This window comes from Endozoicomonas sp. SESOKO1 (assembly GCF_024606265.1).
Classification (GTDB): Bacteria; Pseudomonadota; Gammaproteobacteria; order Pseudomonadales; family Endozoicomonadaceae; genus Endozoicomonas.
Window position 1 is genome coordinate 1 of record NZ_JAHHPP010000125.1, and the last position, 21,414, is coordinate 21,414.

19 protein-coding genes are annotated in these 21,414 nt (G+C 51.5%); 1 reads left to right on the top strand and 18 read right to left on the bottom strand.

Features of this window, described 5'->3' with window-relative positions:
- Positions 1-84: 84 nt before the first annotated feature.
- The 6 genes from KDK13_RS06210 to KDK13_RS06235 all read right to left on the bottom strand — a co-directional run bounded on the left by KDK13_RS06210 (position 85) and on the right by KDK13_RS06235 (position 6,312).
- The gene (locus KDK13_RS06210) at positions 85-1,068 is read right to left on the bottom strand and encodes a Nudix family hydrolase (protein ID WP_257284107.1); all 984 of its coding nucleotides are present in this window, start codon (positions 1,066-1,068) and stop codon (positions 85-87) included.
- A 34-nt stretch (positions 1,069-1,102) separates the two neighbouring features.
- The gene (argJ, locus tag KDK13_RS06215) at positions 1,103-2,320 is read right to left on the bottom strand and encodes a bifunctional glutamate N-acetyltransferase/amino-acid acetyltransferase ArgJ (RefSeq protein ID WP_257284108.1); all 1,218 of its coding nucleotides are present in this window, start codon (positions 2,318-2,320) and stop codon (positions 1,103-1,105) included.
- Positions 2,321-2,466: 146 nt separating this feature from the next.
- Entirely contained in the window at positions 2,467-5,202 is a 2,736-nt protein-coding gene (gene secA / locus KDK13_RS06220) for a preprotein translocase subunit SecA (protein ID WP_257284109.1), read from the bottom strand.
- A gap of 137 nt (positions 5,203-5,339) precedes the next feature.
- The gene (locus KDK13_RS06225) at positions 5,340-5,654 is read right to left on the bottom strand and encodes a helix-turn-helix domain-containing protein (RefSeq protein WP_257284110.1); all 315 of its coding nucleotides are present in this window, start codon (positions 5,652-5,654) and stop codon (positions 5,340-5,342) included.
- Positions 5,635-5,862 (bottom strand): hypothetical protein, encoded by a 228-nt coding sequence (locus KDK13_RS06230; RefSeq protein ID WP_257284111.1) that lies wholly within the window; start codon positions 5,860-5,862, stop codon positions 5,635-5,637. Before KDK13_RS06230 ends, KDK13_RS06225 begins: the two co-directional genes overlap by 20 nt.
- 108 nt (positions 5,863-5,970) lie before the next feature.
- Positions 5,971-6,312 (bottom strand): DUF935 domain-containing protein, encoded by a 342-nt coding sequence (locus KDK13_RS06235; protein WP_257284112.1) that lies wholly within the window; start codon positions 6,310-6,312, stop codon positions 5,971-5,973.
- A gap of 121 nt (positions 6,313-6,433) precedes the next feature.
- Here KDK13_RS06235 and KDK13_RS06240 point away from each other — a divergent pair, with 121 nt between their 5' ends.
- A complete protein-coding gene (locus KDK13_RS06240; protein WP_257284113.1) occupies positions 6,434-6,724 on the top strand; it encodes a BrnA antitoxin family protein in 291 nt (96 codons plus the stop codon).
- Between the two features lie 410 nt (positions 6,725-7,134).
- Here KDK13_RS06240 and KDK13_RS06245 read toward each other — a convergent pair whose 3' ends face one another.
- The 12 genes from KDK13_RS06245 to murF all read right to left on the bottom strand — a co-directional run.
- Complete coding sequence (locus tag KDK13_RS06245; RefSeq protein ID WP_257284114.1) at positions 7,135-8,070, bottom strand: M23 family metallopeptidase; 936 nt, start codon at positions 8,068-8,070, stop codon at positions 7,135-7,137.
- 378 nt (positions 8,071-8,448) lie between these two features.
- A complete protein-coding gene (gene lpxC / locus KDK13_RS06250) occupies positions 8,449-9,363 on the bottom strand; it encodes a UDP-3-O-acyl-N-acetylglucosamine deacetylase (protein ID WP_257284115.1) in 915 nt (304 codons plus the stop codon).
- 102 nt (positions 9,364-9,465) lie between these two features.
- Positions 9,466-10,653, bottom strand: coding sequence for a cell division protein FtsZ (gene ftsZ / locus KDK13_RS06255; RefSeq protein WP_257284116.1), 1,188 nt, complete (start codon positions 10,651-10,653; stop codon positions 9,466-9,468).
- An 85-nt stretch (positions 10,654-10,738) separates the two neighbouring features.
- On the bottom strand, positions 10,739-11,974 hold the full coding sequence (gene ftsA / locus KDK13_RS06260; RefSeq protein WP_257284117.1) for a cell division protein FtsA: 1,236 nt from the start codon (positions 11,972-11,974) through the stop codon (positions 10,739-10,741).
- A 49-nt stretch (positions 11,975-12,023) separates the two neighbouring features.
- Positions 12,024-12,839, bottom strand: a complete 816-nt coding sequence (locus tag KDK13_RS06265; protein ID WP_257284118.1) for a cell division protein FtsQ/DivIB — start codon at positions 12,837-12,839, stop codon at positions 12,024-12,026.
- Positions 12,829-13,767, bottom strand: a complete 939-nt coding sequence (locus KDK13_RS06270) for a D-alanine--D-alanine ligase (protein WP_257284119.1) — start codon at positions 13,765-13,767, stop codon at positions 12,829-12,831. Before KDK13_RS06270 ends, KDK13_RS06265 begins: the two co-directional genes overlap by 11 nt.
- A gap of 33 nt (positions 13,768-13,800) precedes the next feature.
- Complete coding sequence (gene murC / locus KDK13_RS06275; RefSeq protein WP_257284120.1) at positions 13,801-15,285, bottom strand: UDP-N-acetylmuramate--L-alanine ligase; 1,485 nt, start codon at positions 15,283-15,285, stop codon at positions 13,801-13,803.
- Positions 15,278-16,411 (bottom strand): undecaprenyldiphospho-muramoylpentapeptide beta-N-acetylglucosaminyltransferase, encoded by a 1,134-nt coding sequence (gene murG / locus KDK13_RS06280; protein WP_257284121.1) that lies wholly within the window; start codon positions 16,409-16,411, stop codon positions 15,278-15,280. The genes murC and murG overlap by 8 nt, the downstream gene beginning before the upstream one ends.
- Positions 16,404-17,585: a putative lipid II flippase FtsW gene (gene ftsW, locus KDK13_RS06285; RefSeq protein ID WP_257284122.1), complete on the bottom strand. Its 1,182-nt coding sequence runs from the start codon at positions 17,583-17,585 to the stop codon at positions 16,404-16,406. Before ftsW ends, murG begins: the two co-directional genes overlap by 8 nt.
- Positions 17,586-17,641: 56 nt before the next feature.
- Positions 17,642-19,081, bottom strand: coding sequence for a UDP-N-acetylmuramoyl-L-alanine--D-glutamate ligase (murD, locus tag KDK13_RS06290; RefSeq protein WP_257284123.1), 1,440 nt, complete (start codon positions 19,079-19,081; stop codon positions 17,642-17,644).
- A gap of 14 nt (positions 19,082-19,095) precedes the next feature.
- Positions 19,096-20,178, bottom strand: a complete 1,083-nt coding sequence (gene mraY / locus KDK13_RS06295) for a phospho-N-acetylmuramoyl-pentapeptide-transferase (protein ID WP_257284124.1) — start codon at positions 20,176-20,178, stop codon at positions 19,096-19,098.
- A partial coding sequence (murF, locus tag KDK13_RS06300; RefSeq protein ID WP_257284125.1) for a UDP-N-acetylmuramoyl-tripeptide--D-alanyl-D-alanine ligase occupies positions 20,178-21,414 on the bottom strand: 1,237 nt, incomplete at its 5' end. The genes murF and mraY, both read right to left, overlap by 1 nt.

The window sequence follows — 21,414 nt, forward strand, 5'->3', positions numbered from 1 at the left end:
GCTTTGGTTCGTAATGCCCATGAAGATCAGGCTAACAATTGATAGCCTGCACAGCGTTGAGCAGTCGTACTGAATCAGAGGCAATCAGTCCCTGAATGCCTGAATAGCTGCAATCCCCTGGGCACCCATCTGCCGGGCAAGACTTGTATCCTCCGGACTCATCCCTCCAAGCCAGAACACAGGTACTTTTGCTACTGTGGTCAGCATTTCAGCCCGGTCCAGCCCCAGGGGGCTGGCCTCAGGATGGGAAGCGGTTGCCCTGACCGGTGACAGGGTAATAAAGTCCACCTCCATCGCCTCGGCCGCTTTTATCTCCGGCTTATTGTGACATGAAGCGACCAGTAGCTGACTGCTATACCGCTTCTCAGGTTTTACCGGCAAACCCAACTGATGGGAGGTCAAATGAAGCCCCTGGCACCATGACTCTGATAGCAGGGAGAAATCCCCTTTGATGATCAGCGTTCCACCTGCTGCCAGAACGAAACTCGACAGTTCTTGTGCCAGCCGGAGATAGTCATTCACCTCAAGCCAATGAGCACGGAATTGAATCAGGTGAATACCGTTATCCAGTGCTGCCGAAACGCTATTGAAGAGTGTTTCTTTGTCCTTAAAATGGCCGGTAATCATATAACGATCCGGCAGTTGCAGTGCCCGAAGAATCACCTTATTGGCTTCAGGAAACTCATAGTTATTCAGGCAGCCCTTTTCAACCCACTGAATCACCTGACCTTCATTGCCTTTTGGCTCACCCTGAATACCACTGACCACCCAGGTATCCAGCAAAACAGATGTTTCAGGGTAGTCATGGCGAATTTTGATCAATGGTGAAAATGTGGAAACGTCAATATCCAGCTCTTCACGGAGTTCCCGGTTCAGGGCAAGCTTGATATCTTCCCCGGGCTCCACTTTGCCACCGGGAAACTCCCATAAACCACCCATGTGTTTATCTTCAGGACGTTTGGCCAGCAAAACCCGGCCATCGTCCCCAAGAATCACGGCAACCGCCACATGAACAACGTTTCTATTATCAATCTTTCTGCTTTTGGCTTTTTCAGCTTTTTGGACCATGGCTTTTTCTTCGCAAATGGCTTGGTCAACCCCTTCAGCTACGATACTCAGCGTTGATCTTTACATACTCATGGGATAAGTCAGTAGTCCAGATCTCTTCAGTGCAATTTCCAGCGCCGAGGGAAATTCTTATCAGGATTTCCTCCTGACTCATCACTTCCTGACCAGCTTCTTCGGTATAACCGGCTGCGGGCTGCCCACGGTCAACGATGGCAGTATCACCCAGCCAGATGGATACACGATCAATCACAAGCTCTGGAATATCCGCTCGGCCAACCGCTGCCAGAATTCGTCCCCAGTTTGGGTCACTGGCAAACAGGGCCGTTTTAACCAGTGGCGAATGGGCGACGGTATAAGCCACTTCCAGGGCGTCCTGATGGGAGGCTGCCTCTGCCACCTTCACGGTGACAAATTTGCTGGCTCCCTCGCCATCTCTGACAATCGCCTGGGCAAGCTCAACAGCCACCTCCCGAAGGCTTCCCATCAGTTTCTCTGCCAGCGGGGAATCACGAGAAGTGATAGCATCATTACCGGCAGCCCCGGTGGCAACCATCATAAAACTGTCATTGGTCGACGTATCACCATCAATGGTGATCCGGTTAAAGGATTGATCGGTAATGTCCAGCAACAGGTTTTGCAAAAATGACGGTTCAACCGCTGCATCCGTTGCAATATAAGCCAGCATGGTACCCATATTGGGCTTGATCATTCCGGCACCTTTACTGATTCCGGAGACCGTATACGTCGTTCCCTCATGCTCAAATTGACGACTGCTGCCTTTTGGCCGGGTATCGGTTGTCATGATACCTTCAGCTGCATGAAACCAGTTGTCTTCTTTCAGATCAGACAGCGCTGCTGGTAGCGCAGCACAGAGTGTCCTGACCGGAAGCTGTTCACCAATCACGCCGGTTGAAAACGGCAGGACCTGACACTCGCTAACACCAGATAACATCGCCAGTTCAGAGCAAGTCTGCCTGGCCGCTGCCATTCCCTGATCACCGGTTCCTGCATTGGCATTGCCGGTGTTAATCAGAAAGTAGCGGGGATCGTCGGTCAAGCGCTCACGGCTTAAATGAACAGGAGCGGCACAGAAGCGATTCAGGGTAAAGACACCAGCCACCGAGCTTCCCTTATCCCAGTTCATTACCACAAGATCCCGGCGCCCGGGTTTTCTGATACCTGCCATCGCGGTTCCCAGGCGGAAGCCCCTGACCGGTTTCACTGCAGCCCACTCCCCAGAACCCGTTGCCATGATTAACTCCATTGGTGATTTCGTTGCTTATTCTTGACAGTAATGCGGTGACGATTTTGCTTTCCCGTTATCAACAGATGCTGATGCACAAACAAAAACGGGCCAGCCTGTTAAGGCTGACCCGCAGTTTAAGTTACCAGCCCTGATCAGGCAATTTTACCATGACACTGCTTGTACTTCTTACCAGAACCACAGGGGCATGGATCATTCCGCCCCACTTTCCGACCTTCCCGAACGAATGGCTGGTGAGCTTCAGCTGTATCCTGCTCTGCTGCTTCGGCTTCTACACCCTGGGCCTGGGCATGCTCGAACTGCATTCTCCGGGCCATTTCCTCACGACGCTGACGTTCCAGCTCAGCGGTTCGATCATCTTCCTGTACCTGCACATGGGAGATAATACGAATAGTGTCGTACTTGATATCCTCAAGCATCTGCTGGAATAGGGCAAACGCCTCACGCTTGTATTCCTGCTTGGGGTTCTTCTGGGCATAACCACGAAGATGAATACCCTGTCTCAGGTGATCCATGGTGGCCAGGTGCTCTTTCCACTTGTCATCCAGAATACGCAGCAAAATATGCTTTTCAAAGTTGCGCAGAACTTCTGCACCGGCCAGCGCTTCCTTCTTACGGTAGGAATCAACAACCCCCTGCAAAATACGCTCACGAAGTGCTTCTTCATCCAGGCGATCATCTTCATCCAGCCACTGCTGAATGGGCATACGCTCATTCAGTTCGCTGGCCAGCTTCTCTTCAAGACCTTTAACATCCCACTGCTCTTCAAGGCTCTGTGGCGGAATATGCTGACTGATCAGACCACTCACCACATCTTCACGCAGCGCTTCGATGCTTGAAGAAACATCATCAGCACTGAGCAGTTCATCCCGCTGATGATAAATAACCTTACGCTGATCATTGGCAACATCATCGTATTCCAGCAGTTGCTTACGAATATCAAAGTTGCGACCTTCCACTTTGCGCTGGGCTTTTTCGATGGCATTGGTCACCATACGGTGCTCAATGGCTTCACCTTTTTCCATGCCCAGGGCTTTCATAAAGTTTTTAACGCGCTCAGAGGCAAAAATCCGCATCAGACTGTCTTCCAGAGACAGATAAAACCTTGAAGAACCCGGGTCTCCCTGACGACCGGAACGACCTCTTAACTGGTTATCAATACGTCGTGATTCGTGACGCTCAGTACCGATAATATGAAGGCCACCGGACTCCAGCACAGCCATGTGGCGCTTCTGCCAATCCGACTTGATCTGATCAACTTGCTCCTGAGACGGATTATCCAGCTCGGCAACCTCTGCCTTCCAGTTACCGCCCAGCATGATATCAGTACCACGGCCCGCCATATTGGTAGCAATAGTAACCGCACCGGGACGACCAGCCTGGGCAATAATATCCGCTTCTTTCTCGTGAAATTTGGCATTCAATACCTGGTGAGCAATGCCCGCTTTATCAAGGGCTTTGGACAGATGCTCGGAAGAGTCGATAGAAGCCGTACCCACCAGAACCGGGCGCTCGGCTTTTACCGTTTCTTTGATATCTTCAATGATGGCGTCGTATTTTTCAGCGATCGTCAGATAGACGAGGTCATTACCATCCTGACGAACCATCTCTTTGTGGGTAGGAATGACAATAACGTCCAGGCCATAAATCTGACGGAACTCGAACGCTTCGGTATCGGCGGTACCGGTCATGCCGGACAGCTTGTCATAATTCCGGAAGTAGTTCTGGAACGTTGTGGAGGCCAGAGTCTGGCTCTCCGCCTGGATGCGAAGCCCTTCTTTCGCTTCAATCGCCTGGTGAAGACCTTCCGAGAGACGACGGCCCGGCATGGTACGACCGGTATGCTCATCCACCAGCAGAACTTCATTATTCTGGACAATGTATTCCACATTGCGATTAAACAGCACATGGGCTTTCAGGGCTGAGTTCACATGGTGCAGCAGGTTCAGGTTATTGGAGGCGTAAAGGCTTTCCCCTTCCGGCAACAAACCCTCCTGTTGCAATAGCTCCTCAATAAACTGATGGCCCAGCTCATTCAACTCAACCTGACGGGTCTTCTCATCAACCGAGTAATGACCGGTAAGCTCAACGGTATTGGGATCCTGGTCTTCAGGAATGGGTTCCTGCCGTTGCAGCCTGGGAACCAGTTGATTCATCTTTTTATAGAGTTCAGAGGAATCTTCAGCCGGTCCCGAAATAATCAGCGGTGTCCTGGCCTCATCAATCAGAATCGAGTCAACCTCATCGACAATTGAGAAGAAGAGATCGCGCTGGAAACGATCCTCCTTCCGGAAGGCCATGTTGTCACGCAGGTAGTCGAAGCCAAATTCATTATTGGTTCCGTAGGTGATATCCGCCTGGTAAGCCTGACGCTTCTCTTCCGGGTCCTGCTGCGGGACAACAATACCCACGCTCATCCCCAGAAACTCATAGAGTGGACGCATCCAGTTCGCGTCACGACGGGCCAGATAGTCGTTCACGGTAACCACATGAACGCCCTGGCCGGGAATAGCATTCAAATAAGCAGGCAGTGTTGCTACCAGTGTTTTACCTTCACCGGTACGCATCTCGGCAATGCGGCCTTCATGCAGGGTCATGCCGCCAATAAGCTGGACGTCAAAGTGACGCATGCCCATCACCCGCTTGCCCGCCTCACGAACAACAGCAAACGCCTCAGGCAACAGGTCGTCAAGCGTCTCGCCTTGATTAAAGCGATCACGAAACTCTTCTGTTTTAGCCTTCAGCTCAACATCGCTCAGGGCAGCCAGGCTTTCTTCCAGGGCATTGATTGACTTGACAATCTTACCCATCCGTTTCAGCTGGCGGTCATTCCTGCTACCAATAACTTTCTTGATTAAAGAAGCAAACATAAGTCGTTAACAGTCTCACACTCTGTTTCCGGAGCTGTCCTCCTACCAGCAAATCCGGGTTGGAGCAGACAAGCGCACAATAACCCATTATTCTATGATAATCATGGCAAAGTCTCACCTATATTAACCGTATTTCTTCAGTTGCGGGTAACTGGCGCGATGGGAATGCGTTCGCCATCCTTGAAACGTGCCACCAGTTCCAGCTCACCGCCCAAAGCCCGGATGTAGGAAACCAGGGTGGAAAGGTTGATGTCCTCCCGTTTTTCGATTTGGGAGATACTGGGTTGTTTGGTGCTCAGCGCCGCCGCCAGGTCTTCCTGGCGGATGCCTTTGTGTTTGCGCAGGTCTGCCAGGGTCATTTCCTTAAGCAGCTCAAACGCCTGTTTTTCGACCTGCTCGACAACGGCAGGGTTAAGCTCTTTTTTGAAGGCTTCAAGTGTTGTCGTTGCCATGATCAATTCCTATCTCTTCGTATTCTCGAACGCCGCCCATCGACTGCCCGATGACTGGCAGAGGAACGCTGGACGTTGCCGGGTAGCGATGCCAGATGCCAGATGCCAGATGCCAGATGCCATAAGGATTATCGCTGTGGTCGGCTCCAGCGCTGAACACCCAGAACTTTTTCTCGGGCAGCTTCATGCCACTGGGGGTGGTTAACATTGATCAGCCTGAGGTTGCCTTCAAGGTCAAACTTGAACCGGCTGCGATCACTGACTTTTATATCGTCTAATACAATTCTGCTGCCGTCGTATGCCCACAGGCACTCGGCTACTGCATACCCGTAAAAACACTGAATAGCATCTTGTCGGCAATGTCATCAAAGCGATGGTTCTGTAGCTGTTCTTTGATAAATGCTGCCTCAGCCTTGTCTTCGCTGCTCTCACTGGCGGGCTCCACGTCCCACTCGGACTGGGTCACGGCCAGCCGACGTTGCTGAAAGCAGGGTTTCACCTGGTCGTCCCATAGCAACTCGTCATAGAGCCGCATATCACGGCCCCGCTGCTTGAGAACGCTGTCGGGGTTTTCCATCAGCATATGGGTGTAGGCTTTGCTCATCAGAATGCCGTGGTCGGCTTGGGCGATTTCGCCGAGGTTGGGCTTTTTATTCATAATATCTACTTGCTTTCTTCCAAGCCCAGACGACCATAAGCTTTCAGGAACTTATTGCTAATACCTGAAAATTCCGAATTGACCACTTGAAAAAAACTACATTATAGTTGCACATTGTTGAATGAAGCACCTTACCTTTGAATGGGATGATGATAAGTCCCGTAGTAATCTCAGAAAGCACGGTATCAGCTTTGATGAAGCCATGAGAGAAGAGTATGATTTTAGTCAGGGCGAAAAAAACCCTTACGCTAAGAAGCTGAAAAAGCAGATGACCATTCGCATTGATGAGGATGTGATTGATTATTTTAAAGCCCTCTCTGACGAAATGGGGATACCCTATCAGAGCCTGATTAATCTCTACCTTAAAGATTGTGCTGCCAATCAGCGGAAACTGTCGATGTCCTGGAGGTAGCTTCAGTACCCCCTGAAATCATTGTTGCCTCTCACGCTGCCATAGCCCTTGTTACTCTGTATGCTTTGACCGTCGTCCATTGCCGCCATGCCCACTCGTTTTCTTCCGCTGGCGGCATGGTCAAAGCTGGCGCTGTTCTCATGAGCCCACTTTAGAAATTGGCTGGCACTGTCCACTTGGTCGTCGTGGGGGGGCGAGGGCAACGATGGTCAACTCAATTTCATAATCCAATGTCCATAGCGATACCTCGGGCAAGTAAACCATGCCTGTCTCAAACAGGCTGGATACGGCGATCAATCGGTCTACTTTGCTTATGAAATATCCGGGTCAGAAAGCTCGATGGTTACAGGCACACCCGCAATAATAAATCGGACACCCGCAAGCCATGAAGAAAAAACCAACCTGAAATGCTACTTACTGGCTCTGTAGATATATCTCGAAGGGTCCTGGGGCTTACCATTTTTCAAAACCTCAAAGTGTACATGAGGTCCGGTTGACCGCCCGGAGCTCCCCATTGTGGCAATCGCCTGTCCCCGGGTGACAATATCGCCGACTTTGACCAGATTTTCATCATTATGGGCATAACGTGTCAGATAGCCATTGCCATGATTGACCTCGACCAGAAGCCCAAAACCAGAGCGAGTGCCAGACCAGACAACAACACCTGCAGCAACTGAAATAATATCCGACCCACGCTTACCGGCAAAATCCACACCATTATGCCAGGCTGCCTTACCAGTAAACGGGTCTGTCCGACGACCATAACGGGAAGATAGCCAGCCTTTTCTGATGGGTAAACCGGCCAGAAATGAATCGTCATGAAGGGTCCTGTTGGAAATAAGGTTATCCAGCAGGTCGAGCTGCTCCTCACGGTTATCTATCTGATCAGCCAATTGATCAATGGCATCAAGCAGACTCACCTTGCTGTAAGCAGCTTCAGCTTCAGCAAACTCCTGGGGGCCACCCAGAGCAGGAGCCTCACTGAAGTCAAACTCACCATCATCCAGCTTTGCCTTGTGGGTAAGGCGTTCTCCAAGGGCATCAAGTCGGGTCATACGCCCCTGAAGTTCAGAAAGCCTGACCATCAGGGCATCCAGCTGATTTTGCGTCTGCTGACGAACAAGGCCAAGGTCTTGTTGCTGTGTATCCAGAACCTGTTTCCAGTTTTTTACGCCTTCACTGGTTAACATATGTTCCTGGTTATGGGTCAACCAGGCATACATTGCACCACCACCAATGGCCATGGATAGCAAAAAGGCACAGCAAAACAAAATACCCACCCATTTTCCGCTTCCGGAATAGGTTCGGGTTCGAGAACAATCCTGATTAACAACAATAATTTTCATTAGCAACCCTTAATGCCAAACCAGCAGCACATCTCCACTACTATATTTTAGGAGTTTTCACAATACAGAACCAGAGACGGATTTCCCCACTTTTTCGGTTGCACACCTCTACCACCGACCGACAGTAACGAATCCTCTGATACAGGTTTTATCGCTGCAAAACAGCATTTTTTAATGCTCTCAACGCCGTCTGGTTAAACTCCAAAAAAGCAGCAGTAATGAACAACAAGATGAACCCGGCAACAAACAGCTGAAAACAAAGGCTTTTCACTGATACCCAGATAGAAAAAAGGCCACTATTCAAGTGGCCTGATTCAAGACTAAAAATTACCAGCCTCGCAAAAAATCACGTACCAGATCAGCATTAACTCGAAAACGTTAAGCAGTTACAGCAACCGGCTTCTGATAGGAAATCGGGGAAACCTCTGCATCATTAAAAGTAACAATCTCCCATAACTTTTCATTAGCAAGTAAAGTTCTGACCAGTTTATTGTTAAGCTCATGGCCAGATTTATGGCCAATAAACTGACCGATCAGACTATACCCCAGTAAATAAAGGTCGCCGATCGCGTCCAGCATTTTGTGCTTGACAAACTCATCATGATACCGGAGACCATCTTCATTGAGAATTCGGTAGTCATCGACAACAACCACATTATCCACGCTTCCTCCCAGGGCCAGATCCTGGGAACGGAGGTACTCAACGTCGCGCATAAAACCGAAGGTACGGGCCCTGCTGACTTCCTTCACAAAAGAGGTACTGGAAAAGTCAATCGACGCTGTTTGAGAACGGCTTTTGAAAACAGGATGATCAAAATCAATGGTGAAACTTACCTTAAAACCATTGTATGGCTTGAAGGTTGCCGTTTTATCACCATCAGTTACCGTCAAATCTTCTTTGATGCGAATGAACTTTTTAGGCGCATCTTGCTCCTGAATACCTGCGGACTGTAACAGGAATACAAATGGACCTGCGCTGCCATCCATAATGGGGACTTCGTGGGCACTCACCTCAACATAGGCATTATCAATACCCAGGCCGGCCAGGGCAGAGAGCAGGTGTTCAACGGTGTCAATTCGGGTGCCGTCTTTAAGCAATGACGTGCAAAGTGTCGTCTGTCCGACATTCAGTGCATGTGCCGGAATTTCCACGACCGGTTCAAGATCTGTTCGACAGAAGATGATGCCAGTATCTACGGGAGCAGGCTTGAGAGTGAGGTAAACCTTTTCACCGGAGTGAAGGCCCACACCCGTAGCACGAATAATATTTTTCAGTGTACGCTGTCTGATCATGATAACGCTGTTCCGCGACCTGTAAGGTCCCTGTTATTTGGATGCAACGGCACATTGTAACAAAAGTAACAATTGAGACAAGCTCGCATTTATACGCCCTGATTAATCCGCCTGACGCCTCAGGAATGCAGGTATATCCAGGTAATCAACACTATCCCCAGTCGCCACGGCTGTCCGCTTGCCTTCTTCCCGCTGACCCGCTTGCTCTTCCTCCTTCTTTCTGTCACGCAAAAGTGGAGAAATATCCAGCCTTCCATAATCGGGCGTACCATCTTTGTTTTTTGGCGGTGCTTTTTCAACCACCTTCAACTGTTCTTTAGCAACGCCTCCAGCGCCGATACCGGTTGCGACAACAGTTACCCGCAGTTCATCCGTTAATTCCGAGTCGATCACAGTGCCAATAACGACGGTTGCATCGTTAGAAGCAAACTGACTTACAACGTCGCCTACCTGATTATATTCACCAACGGTAAAATCAAGACCAGCAGTGATGTTAACCAGAACACCCTTGGCTCCCTGCAGATCCACATCTTCCAGCAGCGGACTGCGGATGGCTTTCTCGGCAGCTTCTGCTGCACGACCACTGCCCGTTGCCACCCCGGTACCCATCATCGCCATGCCCATTTCTGACATCACAGTACGAACATCAGCAAAGTCAACGTTAATAAGACCATCACGGGTAATCAGTTCAGAAATACCCTGCACCGCACCGAGCAGAACATCATTAGCGGCACCAAAAGCATTCAGCAGGCTGACATCACTGCCAAGCACTGGTAATAACTTTTCATTGGGAATAGTAATCAGGGAATCCACATGCTCCTGAAGCTCTTTAAGACCTTCTTCAGCAATCGACATTCTGCGCTTACCTTCAAAACCGAAGGGCTTCGTGACCACAGCTACGGTCAGGGCGCCAAGCTCACGGGCGACCTGGGCAACAACAGGAGCGGCACCGGTGCCTGTACCACCGCCCATACCCGCGGCAATAAAGACCATATCCGCACCTTTGAGGAGCTCAGCAATACGCTCCCGGTCTTCCATCGCTGCCTCACGACCAACATTCGGGTTCGCACCTGCACCAAGTCCGCGTGTGATCGAAGCGCCCAGTTGCAGATGAGTATGGGCCTGCATATGCTGCTTTTTCAACGCCTGGGCGTCGGTATTTGCACAGACAAACTCAACACCGTCGAGCTGACTTTTCAACATGTGGCAAACCGCATTACCACCGCCGCCACCGACACCGATAACTTTTATAACCGCTTCCTGCGGTACGTTATCCACCAATTCAAACATGGCCATCTCCTTTTTATCACCTTTTATCTAACAAATGCTTATCAATACCGTTACCGAAAACCTGCGCTGCCACACAACCGACTCATTAAAAGTTCTGAAACCAGCGCTTCATCTTGTCAATCAGGCCAGCATCCTGAGATTTGCTGGCGATCGTCTTTTTCAACCCGTCTTTCTGCATTTTCTGGCCATAGTGCAACAGCCCAACCCCCGTCGAATAAATGGGGTTACTGACCACGTCACTCAGCCCTTTCACTGACTGCGGCACACCCAGCCTGACCGGCATGTGGAAAATCTCTTCTGCCAACTCAATAGCGCCCTCGATCTTCGACGTACCACCCGTCAGTACTATGCCTGCAGGTATCAGATCCTCAAAACCACTACGCCTGATCTCTGCATTAATCAAAGTAAACAGCTCGTCATAACGAGGCTCTACCACCTCTGCCAGTGCCTGCCTGGAAAGCTCCCTGGCCGGCCGTTCACCAACACTGGGAACTTTAATGGTTTCATCGGCTCCAGCGAGCTGCGCCAGGGCACAGGCATATTTAATCTTTATGTCTTCTGCATTTTGCGTTGGTGTTCGCAGGGCCATGGCAATATCATTGGTCACCTGATCTCCCGCAATGGGAATCACTGCCGTATGCCGGATGGCTCCATCGGTAAAGATGGCAATATCCGTCGTGCCACCACCGATATCCACCATGCAGACGCCCAGCTCTTTCTCATCTTCTGAAAGCACAGAATAACTTGAAGCCAGCTGTTCCAGAATAATATCGTCCACCTCAAGGCCACAACGACGGATGCAGTTCTCAATATTCTGGGCTGCATTAACGGCACAGGTCACCAGGTGAACCTTGGCTTCCAGGCGGACACCGGACATCCCCTGTGGCTCCTTGATCCCCTCCTGGTTATCGATGGCATACTCCTGGGGAAGAATATGCAGGATCCGCTGATCCGCCGGGATCGCAACCGCCTGGGCTGCATCAATAACCCGGTCAATATCGGCAACATTCACTTCACGCTCACGTATGGCAACGATGCCGTGGGAGTTAAGGCTCTTGATGTGATTGCCGGCAATACCGGCATAGACCGAGTGTATCTGGCACCCGGCCATTAACTCGGCTTCTTCAACGGCTCTCTTAATGGCATGGACCGTAGAGTCAATATTAACGACGACACCACGCTTCAGCCCACGGGAAATATGCGAGCCAATGCCAATGACCTCAATGTCACCCTCAGCGTTGAGCTCTCCAACAATAGCCACCACTTTCGAGGTGCCAATATCCAACCCGACGATCAATCTTCCATTATCTGCCGCTGTCATGGCATCAATCTTCCCAAACTTCTCTATCCATCATAAATCTGAGCCTGGCCTATTTTGACCTCGCTTTAACAAGCGTCTCACCCCAGGCAACCGAAGCACCATTCAAATATCGCAAATCCACACGCCTTACCTGATTCCAGCGAGTCTCCAGCCTGGCATGATAAAGCCGGACAAAACGCTGCAGTCTTTCCATTCTTCTGTCACGACCAATATTGACCTCAACATGTCCTACGGTAAAGCGCCATGAACCACTATTACTGCGCTTCAGCATCGTCAGCTTCAGCCCAATGGGCCTGAGCAACTGGCTGATCGCAAGATACTGCTGCATCACCTCGGCAGCCATCTCTTCATGGCCATCCAGAACCGGCATGGCTGAAAAGCCGACAAAATCTTCTGGAGCGAACACCTCACCTTCATTGCTGATCAGATGGTTTCGCCCCCATCTCGCCACCGGCTGCTGTTCCTTCAGGCTCACCAGAACGCCATCAGGCCATTGTCGTCGAACCGAGGCACTCTTAACCCAGGGCATTGCCAGAAGAACCTGCTGCATCTCAACCAAATCCAGAGCAAAAAAACGTTCCTGTAAATGAGGGTGCAAAGCACGCTCTACCTGCTCTCTGGATAAATGCTCAAAGCCTGCATGCACTTCCACCCGTGCTATCGGCTGGTTCAACCAGTTCATCAACCATGGCATCGAGGCCACCAGCCCCACCAGAAGAAAAAGAGAAACCGAAACCTGAAGCACTCTTTTCCACGGCAGAGCTTTTTTTCCTCTTCCACTACCTTGCCGACTATTCCTGCGGGATGCGCCTCGCACTTCCCACGGCCGACTGGCTGAAACGGAAAAACCTGTTCTATCTGACATCCGCTGTTTTCAATATTTCAATAACCAGTTCATCGAAAGATAACCCGGCATCCGCTGCAGCCATAGGCACAAGACTATGGTCTGTCATTCCCGGAATCGTATTAACCTCCAGCAACCAGAACCGCCCCTGCTGATCCTGCATAAAGTCAACACGTCCCCAGCCCGAACACCCAAGGGCTTCAAATGCCGTCAGAGCGACAGCCTGAAGTTCCTGCTCCTTGACTGCAGTCAGGCCACAGGGTATCAAGTATCGGGTATTGTCCGACAGATACTTGGCCTGGTAATCATAAAACTCACCCTCTGCCTCAATTCTGATGACCGGAAGCGGCTGACCATTAAGAATACCAACGGTAAACTCAGGCCCATCAATAAACGACTCCACCAGGACAGGACCTTTGTGCTCTCCAGCACGCTGACAGGCCGCTTCAAGGTCCTCCCTCCGGTCAACCCTTGCCACACCAACACTGGACCCTTCCCTGCTTGGCTTGACAAAGGCGGGCAACAGAGACTCGGCATGACCAAGATTGTCAACTCCCATGACCAGGGCAAACTCGGGTGTTGGCAGCCCAATGGATTGCCACAGCAGTTTGCAGCGGTATTTATCCATGGCCAAAGCGGATGCCATAACACCACTGCCGGGATAGGGAATACCCATGGTTTCCAGTAACCCCTGAATGGTTCCATCTTCTCCCCCGCCGCCATGCAAGGCAATAAAGGCATAGTCGGGAGCATACTGCTGGAGCTGCCCAACAGCATTCTCACAGGTATCAATCAGCCGACACTGCACACCCTGCCGGTTCAACGCGGCATAAATACGCTCACCACTGGTTAAACTCACTTCCCTTTCTGCAGAGTTACCACCAAAAAGTACAGCAACCTTGCCAAAAGTCTTCGGATCAAAATGATCACAACTCCGGTCGTACTTCATGCACTGTGTTCCTTTTCTGATCAATTCGTAACTTTACTGTTCTGCCGACAGCGCCAACTCACCACTGGCCAACCTGAGAGCCAGTGCGCCAATATCCCCAGCCCCCTGGGCCAACAGCAAGTCACCATCCTGAAGCACATCAGCCAACACTGACTCAACCTCTTCAGGACGGGCAATAAATATCGGATCAACCAATCCACGCTGCCGGATACTCCGGCACAATGAGCGACTATCCGCACCCGCAATCGGCTCTTCTCCGGCAGGATATACTTCCATCAACAGAAGAACGTCGACCCTGGAAAGCACATCGACAAAATCCTCATACAGGTCACGGGTTCGGGAGAAGCGATGAGGCTGGTAAATCATCACCAGTCGCTTGTCACCCCAGCCATCACGAACCGCTTTAATCGTCGCATCCACTTCCGTTGGGTGGTGACCATAGTCATCCACCAGCATTACCTCACCAATCCGGGTATTAAACTCGCCGAGTACCTGGAAACGCCGACCAACACCATCGAAACGGCTCAGGCCTTCCGCAATCACCTGATCCGGGATGCCTTCATCCGCAGCCGTTGCAAAAGTAGCCAGGGCATTCAGTACGTTATGGCGCCCTGGAATGCCCAGTTCAATGGCAACAGGGGATTGTTCAGCACTGGGGTGTTCAGGATTGGTTTCTTCAGGATTGCTGCGACGAACCAGGCCAAACGAGGTTTTCATTCCCTGCTGACGAACATTCACTGCCCGGTAATCGGCATCTTCACTGAAACCATAGGTAATCACCTGTCGTTTGATTTCCGGCAACAGTTCCCTGACCACCGGACAGTCGATACAGACAATGGCTACGCCGTAAAAAGGCAAATTGTGCAGGAAATCGACAAATGTCTTTTTCAGCTTGCCAAAGTCACCGTCGTAGGTAGACATATGGTCAGCATCAATATTGGTGACGATGGACACCATCGGCTGTAAATGAAGAAAAGAGGCATCAGACTCATCTGCCTCAGCAACCAGGTAACGACTGCCACCCAGTTTTGCATTGGTACCCGCCGAGTTGAGCCGCCCACCAATGACAAAGGTCGGGTCCATACCGCTGAACCCGAGGACCGAAGCCAGCAGACTGGTGGTGGTAGTCTTGCCATGGGTGCCCGCCACTGCAATGCCGTGGCGATAACGCATTAATTCCGCCAGCATCTGGGCCCGGGGAACAATGGGCAGTCGGCGCCTTTCCCCCTCGACAACTTCAGGATTATCTTCGGCAACAGCGGTTGAGGTAACAATAACATCCGCGTTTATTACATTGTCTGCACGGTGACCAATGAATACCTCAACCCCCAGCCCCTCAAGGCGCTCAGTGACTGATGATGATCGAATATCCGAGCCAGAGATTTCATACCCCTGATTCAGAAGGACCTCGGCAATGCCACACATGCCGGAACCACCAATACCGACAAAATGGATTTTGCGGATACGCCTCATCTCTGGTACCGCCACAACGGGAATCCGACTCTTTACATCAGGCATAAGAGACCTCCTTACCAGCCGCTTCAAGACAGAGCCTGACCACGTCATCAGTCGCCTGTGGCAAACTGGCGGATCTTGCTGATGAGGCCATTCGTTCAAGCTGTTCAGGATTATCTGCCAGCTCCAGAATCATTGTTGTCAAACCGTCCACGTCCAAATCTTTTTGCTGAACCATCAGGGCAGCACCTCTATCAACCAGGTAACGCCCATTCACTGTCTGATGATCATCCACCGCAAACGGGAAAGGCACCAGAATTCCAGGTTTTCCTGCCGCTGCCAGTTCCGCGATGGTTAATGCACCGGAGCGACAGAGTACCAGATCTGCCCACCCATAAGCCTGAGCCATATCATCAATAAACGGTTCTACCCGACCGGAAACGCCGAGCTGCTGGTAATCTGCCAGGCATTGCTCATAGGTTCCCTTACCGGTCTGGTGCCAGACTTCAATCCGATCACCGCTCTGATCACAAAAGCGTTGCAAAACCCGGGGAATCATCTGGTTGATTGCCAGGGCTCCCCGGCTACCCCCTACTACCAACAGCCTCAAGGGGGTATGAGGTTCATGGGCAGGAACGCCGACAATCTCCGAGCGCACCGGATTCCCGGTCAGCATAACTTTCCGGGCAATGCCTGAAGAAAGTCCCGCAAAGGTTCCCGGAAACGCTTCGAGCACACGGGTAGCAATCCTGGCCAGCAGTTTATTGGTAAGGCCTGCCACGGCATTTTGTTCATGTACCACCAATGGAATTCCCAGCAACCTGGCCGCCACACCGCCCGGCCCCGTTACATAGCCGCCCATACCAAGAACACAAACAGGCCGGTGCTCTCTCAGTATCTGGACTGCTTTAAATAACGAAACAGCGAGACGCCAGGGAGCCTTCAACAGAAAACTCAACCCTTTTCCCCGCAAGCCGGTGACTGGAATAAAGCTGATATCAATGCCATGCCCGGGCACAAGCTCGGCTTCCATACTTCCGGGAGTACCCAGCCAGTGAACACGGTATCCCTGGTTAATCAGTCCCTTCGCTGTAGCCAGCCCCGGAAAAATATGCCCGCCAGTACCACCTGCCATGATAATTATTTTTGGTGCCTCAGGAGGCGTTTGAGAAGCTGCCTGATCAGCCATTAGTATTACCTCCATCTGCATCTGTCGTCTTTCGCTCTTGAACCCTGTGCCCCGCAACAGGTTTAGCCTCGACGGCTTTAGTCAGACGACGTTCAAAATCAATTCGCAACAAAATACCAAATGCCAGACAGTTAACAATTAAACTGCTGCCTCCATAGCTGATCATGGGCAAGGCCAGCCCTTTAGTAGGCAGCAGTCCGGTATTCACACCAATATTAATCAACGCCTGACTGGCAAACAGTAAGGCAATGCCGTAAGCAACAAAGCCATGGAACAGCATACCCCGGGACTCCGCTCTTGATCCCAGCTGCAATGCCCGCCACGCAACAAACAGAAACAGCCCAAGCAGCAACAACGAGCCAATCACGCCAAACTCTTCGGCCAATACGGCAAAGACAAAATCCGTGTGTGCCTCCGGCAGATAAAACAACTTCTGGATGCTGTTGCCCAGACCTTCACCAAACCAGGCACCCCGACCAAAAGCGATCAGAGCCTGGGTTAACTGATAGCCACTGCCAAAAGCATGGGCCCATGGGTCCATATAAGATGTGATGCGAGCCATACGATAAGGCTCCAGCCAGATCATCAGGCCAATCAGGATAACCACCACGGCGATCATGACCAGAAACTGGTGGAAACGTGCACCTGCCATGAAGATCATCCCCATCACCGCAACGGTCAACACCACCAGCGCGCCAAGATCCGGCTCCGCCAGCAGGAGCAGAGCCAGTCCTGTCATCACCAGCATTGGCTTGATAAAGCCACTCCAGCGCGTACGTACTTCATCAAGATGTCTCACCAGGTAGCCCGCCAGATAAATCACCACACAAAGCTTGGCCACCTCGGAGGCCTGCAGGTTAAAGAAGCCAAGGGGAATCCAGCGAATACTGCCATTAATTTCCCGCCCCACCAGCAGCACCACTGCCAGCAGAAAAAAGGCAACCAGCAAGCCAACCCAGCTCATCTGCTCAATCCGGCTGACAGGCACAAGCATCATGATGCCCATGGCAACCAGCCCCACCACCATAAACAGCAACTGCTTAAAGACAACTCTCAGTGGATCACCAAAGGTAGCACTGGAAACATCCATGGAGGCTGAACCCACCATCACCAGACCGATGGCCAGCAGGGCAAGCACAGCTGCGAACAGAACCATGTCAACATTCGTGGACATTGACGCATCCTGTTCCAAAGACTCTTTCTCTGGGAGAAAGCTGTGTCGAACCCGTTTCAGCATAAAATCAAACCATTGACCAGCTCTGCAAATCGATCACCGCGATGCTCAAAGCTGTTGAACATATCAAAACTGGCACAGGCTGGTGCCAACAGCACCGCATCGCCTTGTTTGGCCAACGCTGCAGAAAGACTGACGGCATCCTCCAGACTGGCAGCCTTGCGAATGTCTACACCCTCTTTCATTACCCGCCCAATGGCAGGCCCATCACGTCCAATCAAAATCAGGTGGCGGACGTAACGCTCGACCGCCGGCTGCAAGTCCGAGAAATCGGCACCTTTGCCATCACCACCGGCAATCAGGATAACTTTGCCTTCAAGCCCTTCACCCAGCCCTTCAATAGCGGCAACGGAGGCTCCGACATTGGTTGCTTTGGAGTCGTTAAACCAGGCAACGCCATCATGCTCACCCAGCCATTGGCAACGGTGTTTCAAACCGGGAAATGCCATCAGCGCTTCGAACATGGCGCTGGTATCAAGACCTATCGCTTCACCCAGGGCTAAAGCTGCGAGGGCATTCAAGTAATTGTGACGTCCCTTGAGTTTCATCTGCCGGGTATTTATCAGCTTTTCCAGCCCTTTGCTCAGCCAGACGCCATCATCGTCAGAAAGTAGCCCCATCTGTCCAAGATCCGGAGACCCGCAAGTAAACGTCACCGCTCCGGCCGTGACCGGCAGCAAAGGTGAAGTAAGAGGATCATCCCGGTTAAATACGGCGGTTGCGCACCCTTTATAAATACGCTGCTTGGCCTGATGGTATTCAACCAGCGTCGGGTAACGATCCATATGGTCCGGACTCAGGTTCAGGACCGTCGCTGCCGTTGCCCGGAGGCTATGTGTTGTTTCCAGCTGGAAGCTGGAAAGCTCCAGAATGTAAACATCAATACTGTCGTCATCCAGCAAATCAAGCGCTGGCGTTCCGATATTGCCCCCTACGCCTGGGTTAAGCCCTGAATATCTGACCATTTCACCAATCAGCGTGGTCACTGTGCTTTTGCCATTGGAGCCGGTAATGGCAACCAGCGGCTTCTTTTTTTGCGAGAAAGCCGAGGAAACATTGATCGCCCTACAAAACAGCTCAATATCACCAATGGCAATAGCGCCATTGTCAATAGCCTTGGCAATGGCCGGTTCGGACAGAGCGATGCCGGGACTGACCACCAACTCATCGGCAGCCATTAACCACTGCTCATTGAAGCCACCGGTATGAAGGGGGATGTCCGGAAACAGCTGGCGACACTCAGCTTCACCCGGTGGCTTTTCCCGGGTATCCACAATTTTGAACGGTAAACCCTGGTGATAAAGGTAACGGGCACAGGACAACCCGGTCTTGCCAAGACCGATAATCACCCGATGACAGCTCGAGCCAATCAGCCCTGATGGCTGGTTATCTGCTGACTCCGCTGCTGTTTTCTTAACAAGAGTGCTTCTTGTCACAATCCCGAAACCCGTTAGCGAATTTTCAAAGAAGCCAGCCCAATCAGAACCAGCACAATGGTAATAATCCAGAAACGCACAATGACCCGGGGTTCAGGCCACCCTTTCAACTCAAAGTGATGATGCAGCGGCGCCATGCGAAATATACGACGACCGGTTAACTTGTAGGAGCCCACCTGCAGAATGACCGAGACCGTTTCCATAACAAAAACGCCGCCCATGATGATCAACACGATTTCCTGTCGGACGATCACCGCGACGACCCCGATGGCAGCCCCCAGCGCAAGAGCACCCACATCGCCCATGAATACCTGGGCCGGGTAGGTGTTAAACCAGAGGAATCCAAGGCCTGCCCCGGCGATAGCCGCACAAAATACCATCAGCTCTCCAGCACCCGGCACGGCAGGAATCAGCAGGTACTGGGCAAAGGTTGCATGCCCGCTCAGATAAGCAAAAACCGCCAGGGCTGAAGCCACCATCACGGTGGGCAGAATAGCAAGACCATCCAACCCATCCGTCAGATTGACAGCATTACTGGACCCCACAATGGTCAGGTAGGCCAGAACCACAAAAAATGGCCCAAGCTGCAGCGTTGCATTCTTGAAGAAGGGAATGATCAGGGTTGTTTCTGTTGCCGATGGTGCGGTAAAAAACAGGAAAAGCGCCGCACCAAGACCCGCAACCGATTGCCAGAACATTTTCCAGCGTGCCGGCAGCCCCCGGGAGTTTTTTTCAACCACTTTCCGGTAATCATCCACCCAGCCAACAGCACCGAAAATGCCGGTAACGATCAGCACAACCCAAACATAGCGATTGCTCAAATCTGCCCAGAGCAAGGTACTGATGGCGATACAGACAAGAATCAGGGCACCGCCCATGGTAGGGGTGCCAGCCTTGCTTAAATGGCTTTGCGGACCATCATCACGGACAGCCTGGCCAATCTGGTAAAAACTCAACTTGCGAATGAAGTGAGGCCCAACCCACAAGCTCATGGCCAGAGCCGTGAGGACCCCGAGAATACCTCGCAACGTGAGGTACTTGAACACCAGAAATCCATGGTAATATTGGGCCAGGTAATCGGCCAGCCACACCAGCATCAGGCTTCTCCCTTGTAATAAGACCCAATCAGAGCCTGGATAATGTCCAACATCTTCATCCCTTTTGATCCTTTAACCATGACAGCCGTGTTCTCACTGTTAATACCGCTGTTAAAACCGCTATTAAGCTGTTCATTCAAAAAGCCAATCAACTCATTCTTATCCTCGAAGTGATGACCGCTGCCAAAGGCTTCACTGGCCAGGCGTGCAGAAGGCCCGAAACTCAAAAACTGGTGAATACCCAGTGCTTTTGCATAGCGGCCAATGTCCCGGTGACGTTCATCGGATATATCACCCAGTTCCAGCATATCCCCCAGCACCATGATGGTTCTGCCACCACAGTCCGCCAGCTGCTCCACTGCCGCCAGCGTTGCTTTCGGGTTGGCATTGTACGTTTCATCAATCAGGACTGCGCCGGAGGAGTGAACAAATCGCTGTCCCCGCCGCTGGTAAGGCCGGGCATTTTCCAGCCCCCGGGCAATAATGTCCAGCGACAACCCACAGGCGAGGGCAACCGCTGCAGCGCAACAGGCATTAGCCACCTGGTAGCGCCCCCAGAATGAGAGCTGCAGCGATTGTTGCTCTTGCTGCTGACTCTGCCTGCGAATATGCAACGTAAATCGGGTGCCTTCAGCATTTGGCGTGATATCACTGGCAAAACAGTTCGCATCAGGATTCCCGGCACTGAAGCTGATCATCCGTCGACCGGACTTTTGCAGAACCCGTTCACACCACTGGCCGAAGAACTGATCATCCATATTCAGCACAGCAATGCCATCGTCCGGCAGAGCATCCAGGATAAAACCCTTTTCCCGGGCTACCCCTGCAACACTCTTCAAATCAGCCAGGTGGGTTTCAGCAGCATTGACGATCACGGATACGTCAGGGCGCCCCATATTTGCAATGTATTCAATCTCGCCGGGCGCACTGGTACCCATCTCAACCACGGCAAACTGATGGGATTCATTGATTCTTAACAGTGTTAATGGTGTACCCAGCGCATTATTCAGGTTGCCTTCCGTTGCCAGCGTTGAACCTGCTTCTGAGAAAATGGCCAGCAACATCTCTTTAACGGATGTTTTGCCGCACGAGCCGGTAACACCAACAAGACACCCAGTAAAAGAATTTCGATTGGCGGCTCCGAGCAGCCCAAGCGCTTGTTCGGAATTTTCCACCACTATTTGTGGCATGACGGCACCTTGTGGCATGACGGCACCTTGTGGCATGACGGCACCT

Bases quoted from the DNA above. Each gene is read 5' to 3' on its own strand.
- murC (WP_257284120.1), bottom strand. From the start codon at position 15,285: ATGCCTGATGTAAAGAGTCGGATTCCCGTTGTGGCGGTACCAGAGATG.
- KDK13_RS06265 (WP_257284118.1), bottom strand. From the start codon at position 12,839: ATGTCAGATAGAACAGGTTTTTCCGTTTCAGCCAGTCGGCCGTGGGAA.
- secA (WP_257284109.1), bottom strand. From the start codon at position 5,202: ATGTTTGCTTCTTTAATCAAGAAAGTTATTGGTAGCAGGAATGACCGC.
- KDK13_RS06235 (WP_257284112.1), bottom strand. From the start codon at position 6,312: ATGAATAAAAAGCCCAACCTCGGCGAAATCGCCCAAGCCGACCACGGC.
- KDK13_RS06210 (WP_257284107.1), bottom strand. From the start codon at position 1,068: ATGGTCCAAAAAGCTGAAAAAGCCAAAAGCAGAAAGATTGATAATAGA.
- lpxC (WP_257284115.1), bottom strand. From the start codon at position 9,363: ATGATCAGACAGCGTACACTGAAAAATATTATTCGTGCTACGGGTGTG.
- KDK13_RS06270 (WP_257284119.1), bottom strand. From the start codon at position 13,767: ATGAAGTACGACCGGAGTTGTGATCATTTTGATCCGAAGACTTTTGGC.
- murG (WP_257284121.1), bottom strand. From the start codon at position 16,411: ATGGCTGATCAGGCAGCTTCTCAAACGCCTCCTGAGGCACCAAAAATA.
- ftsA (WP_257284117.1), bottom strand. From the start codon at position 11,974: ATGACAGCGGCAGATAATGGAAGATTGATCGTCGGGTTGGATATTGGC.
- ftsW (WP_257284122.1), bottom strand. From the start codon at position 17,585: ATGTCCACGAATGTTGACATGGTTCTGTTCGCAGCTGTGCTTGCCCTG.
- KDK13_RS06230 (WP_257284111.1), bottom strand. From the start codon at position 5,862: ATGTTAACCACCCCCAGTGGCATGAAGCTGCCCGAGAAAAAGTTCTGG.
- argJ (WP_257284108.1), bottom strand. From the start codon at position 2,320: ATGGCAACGGGTTCTGGGGAGTGGGCTGCAGTGAAACCGGTCAGGGGC.
- KDK13_RS06245 (WP_257284114.1), bottom strand. From the start codon at position 8,070: ATGAAAATTATTGTTGTTAATCAGGATTGTTCTCGAACCCGAACCTAT.
- KDK13_RS06225 (WP_257284110.1), bottom strand. From the start codon at position 5,654: ATGGCAACGACAACACTTGAAGCCTTCAAAAAAGAGCTTAACCCTGCC.
- ftsZ (WP_257284116.1), bottom strand. From the start codon at position 10,653: ATGTTTGAATTGGTGGATAACGTACCGCAGGAAGCGGTTATAAAAGTT.
- KDK13_RS06240 (WP_257284113.1), top strand. From the start codon at position 6,434: ATGAAGCACCTTACCTTTGAATGGGATGATGATAAGTCCCGTAGTAAT.
- mraY (WP_257284124.1), bottom strand. From the start codon at position 20,178: ATGCTGGTGTGGCTGGCCGATTACCTGGCCCAATATTACCATGGATTT.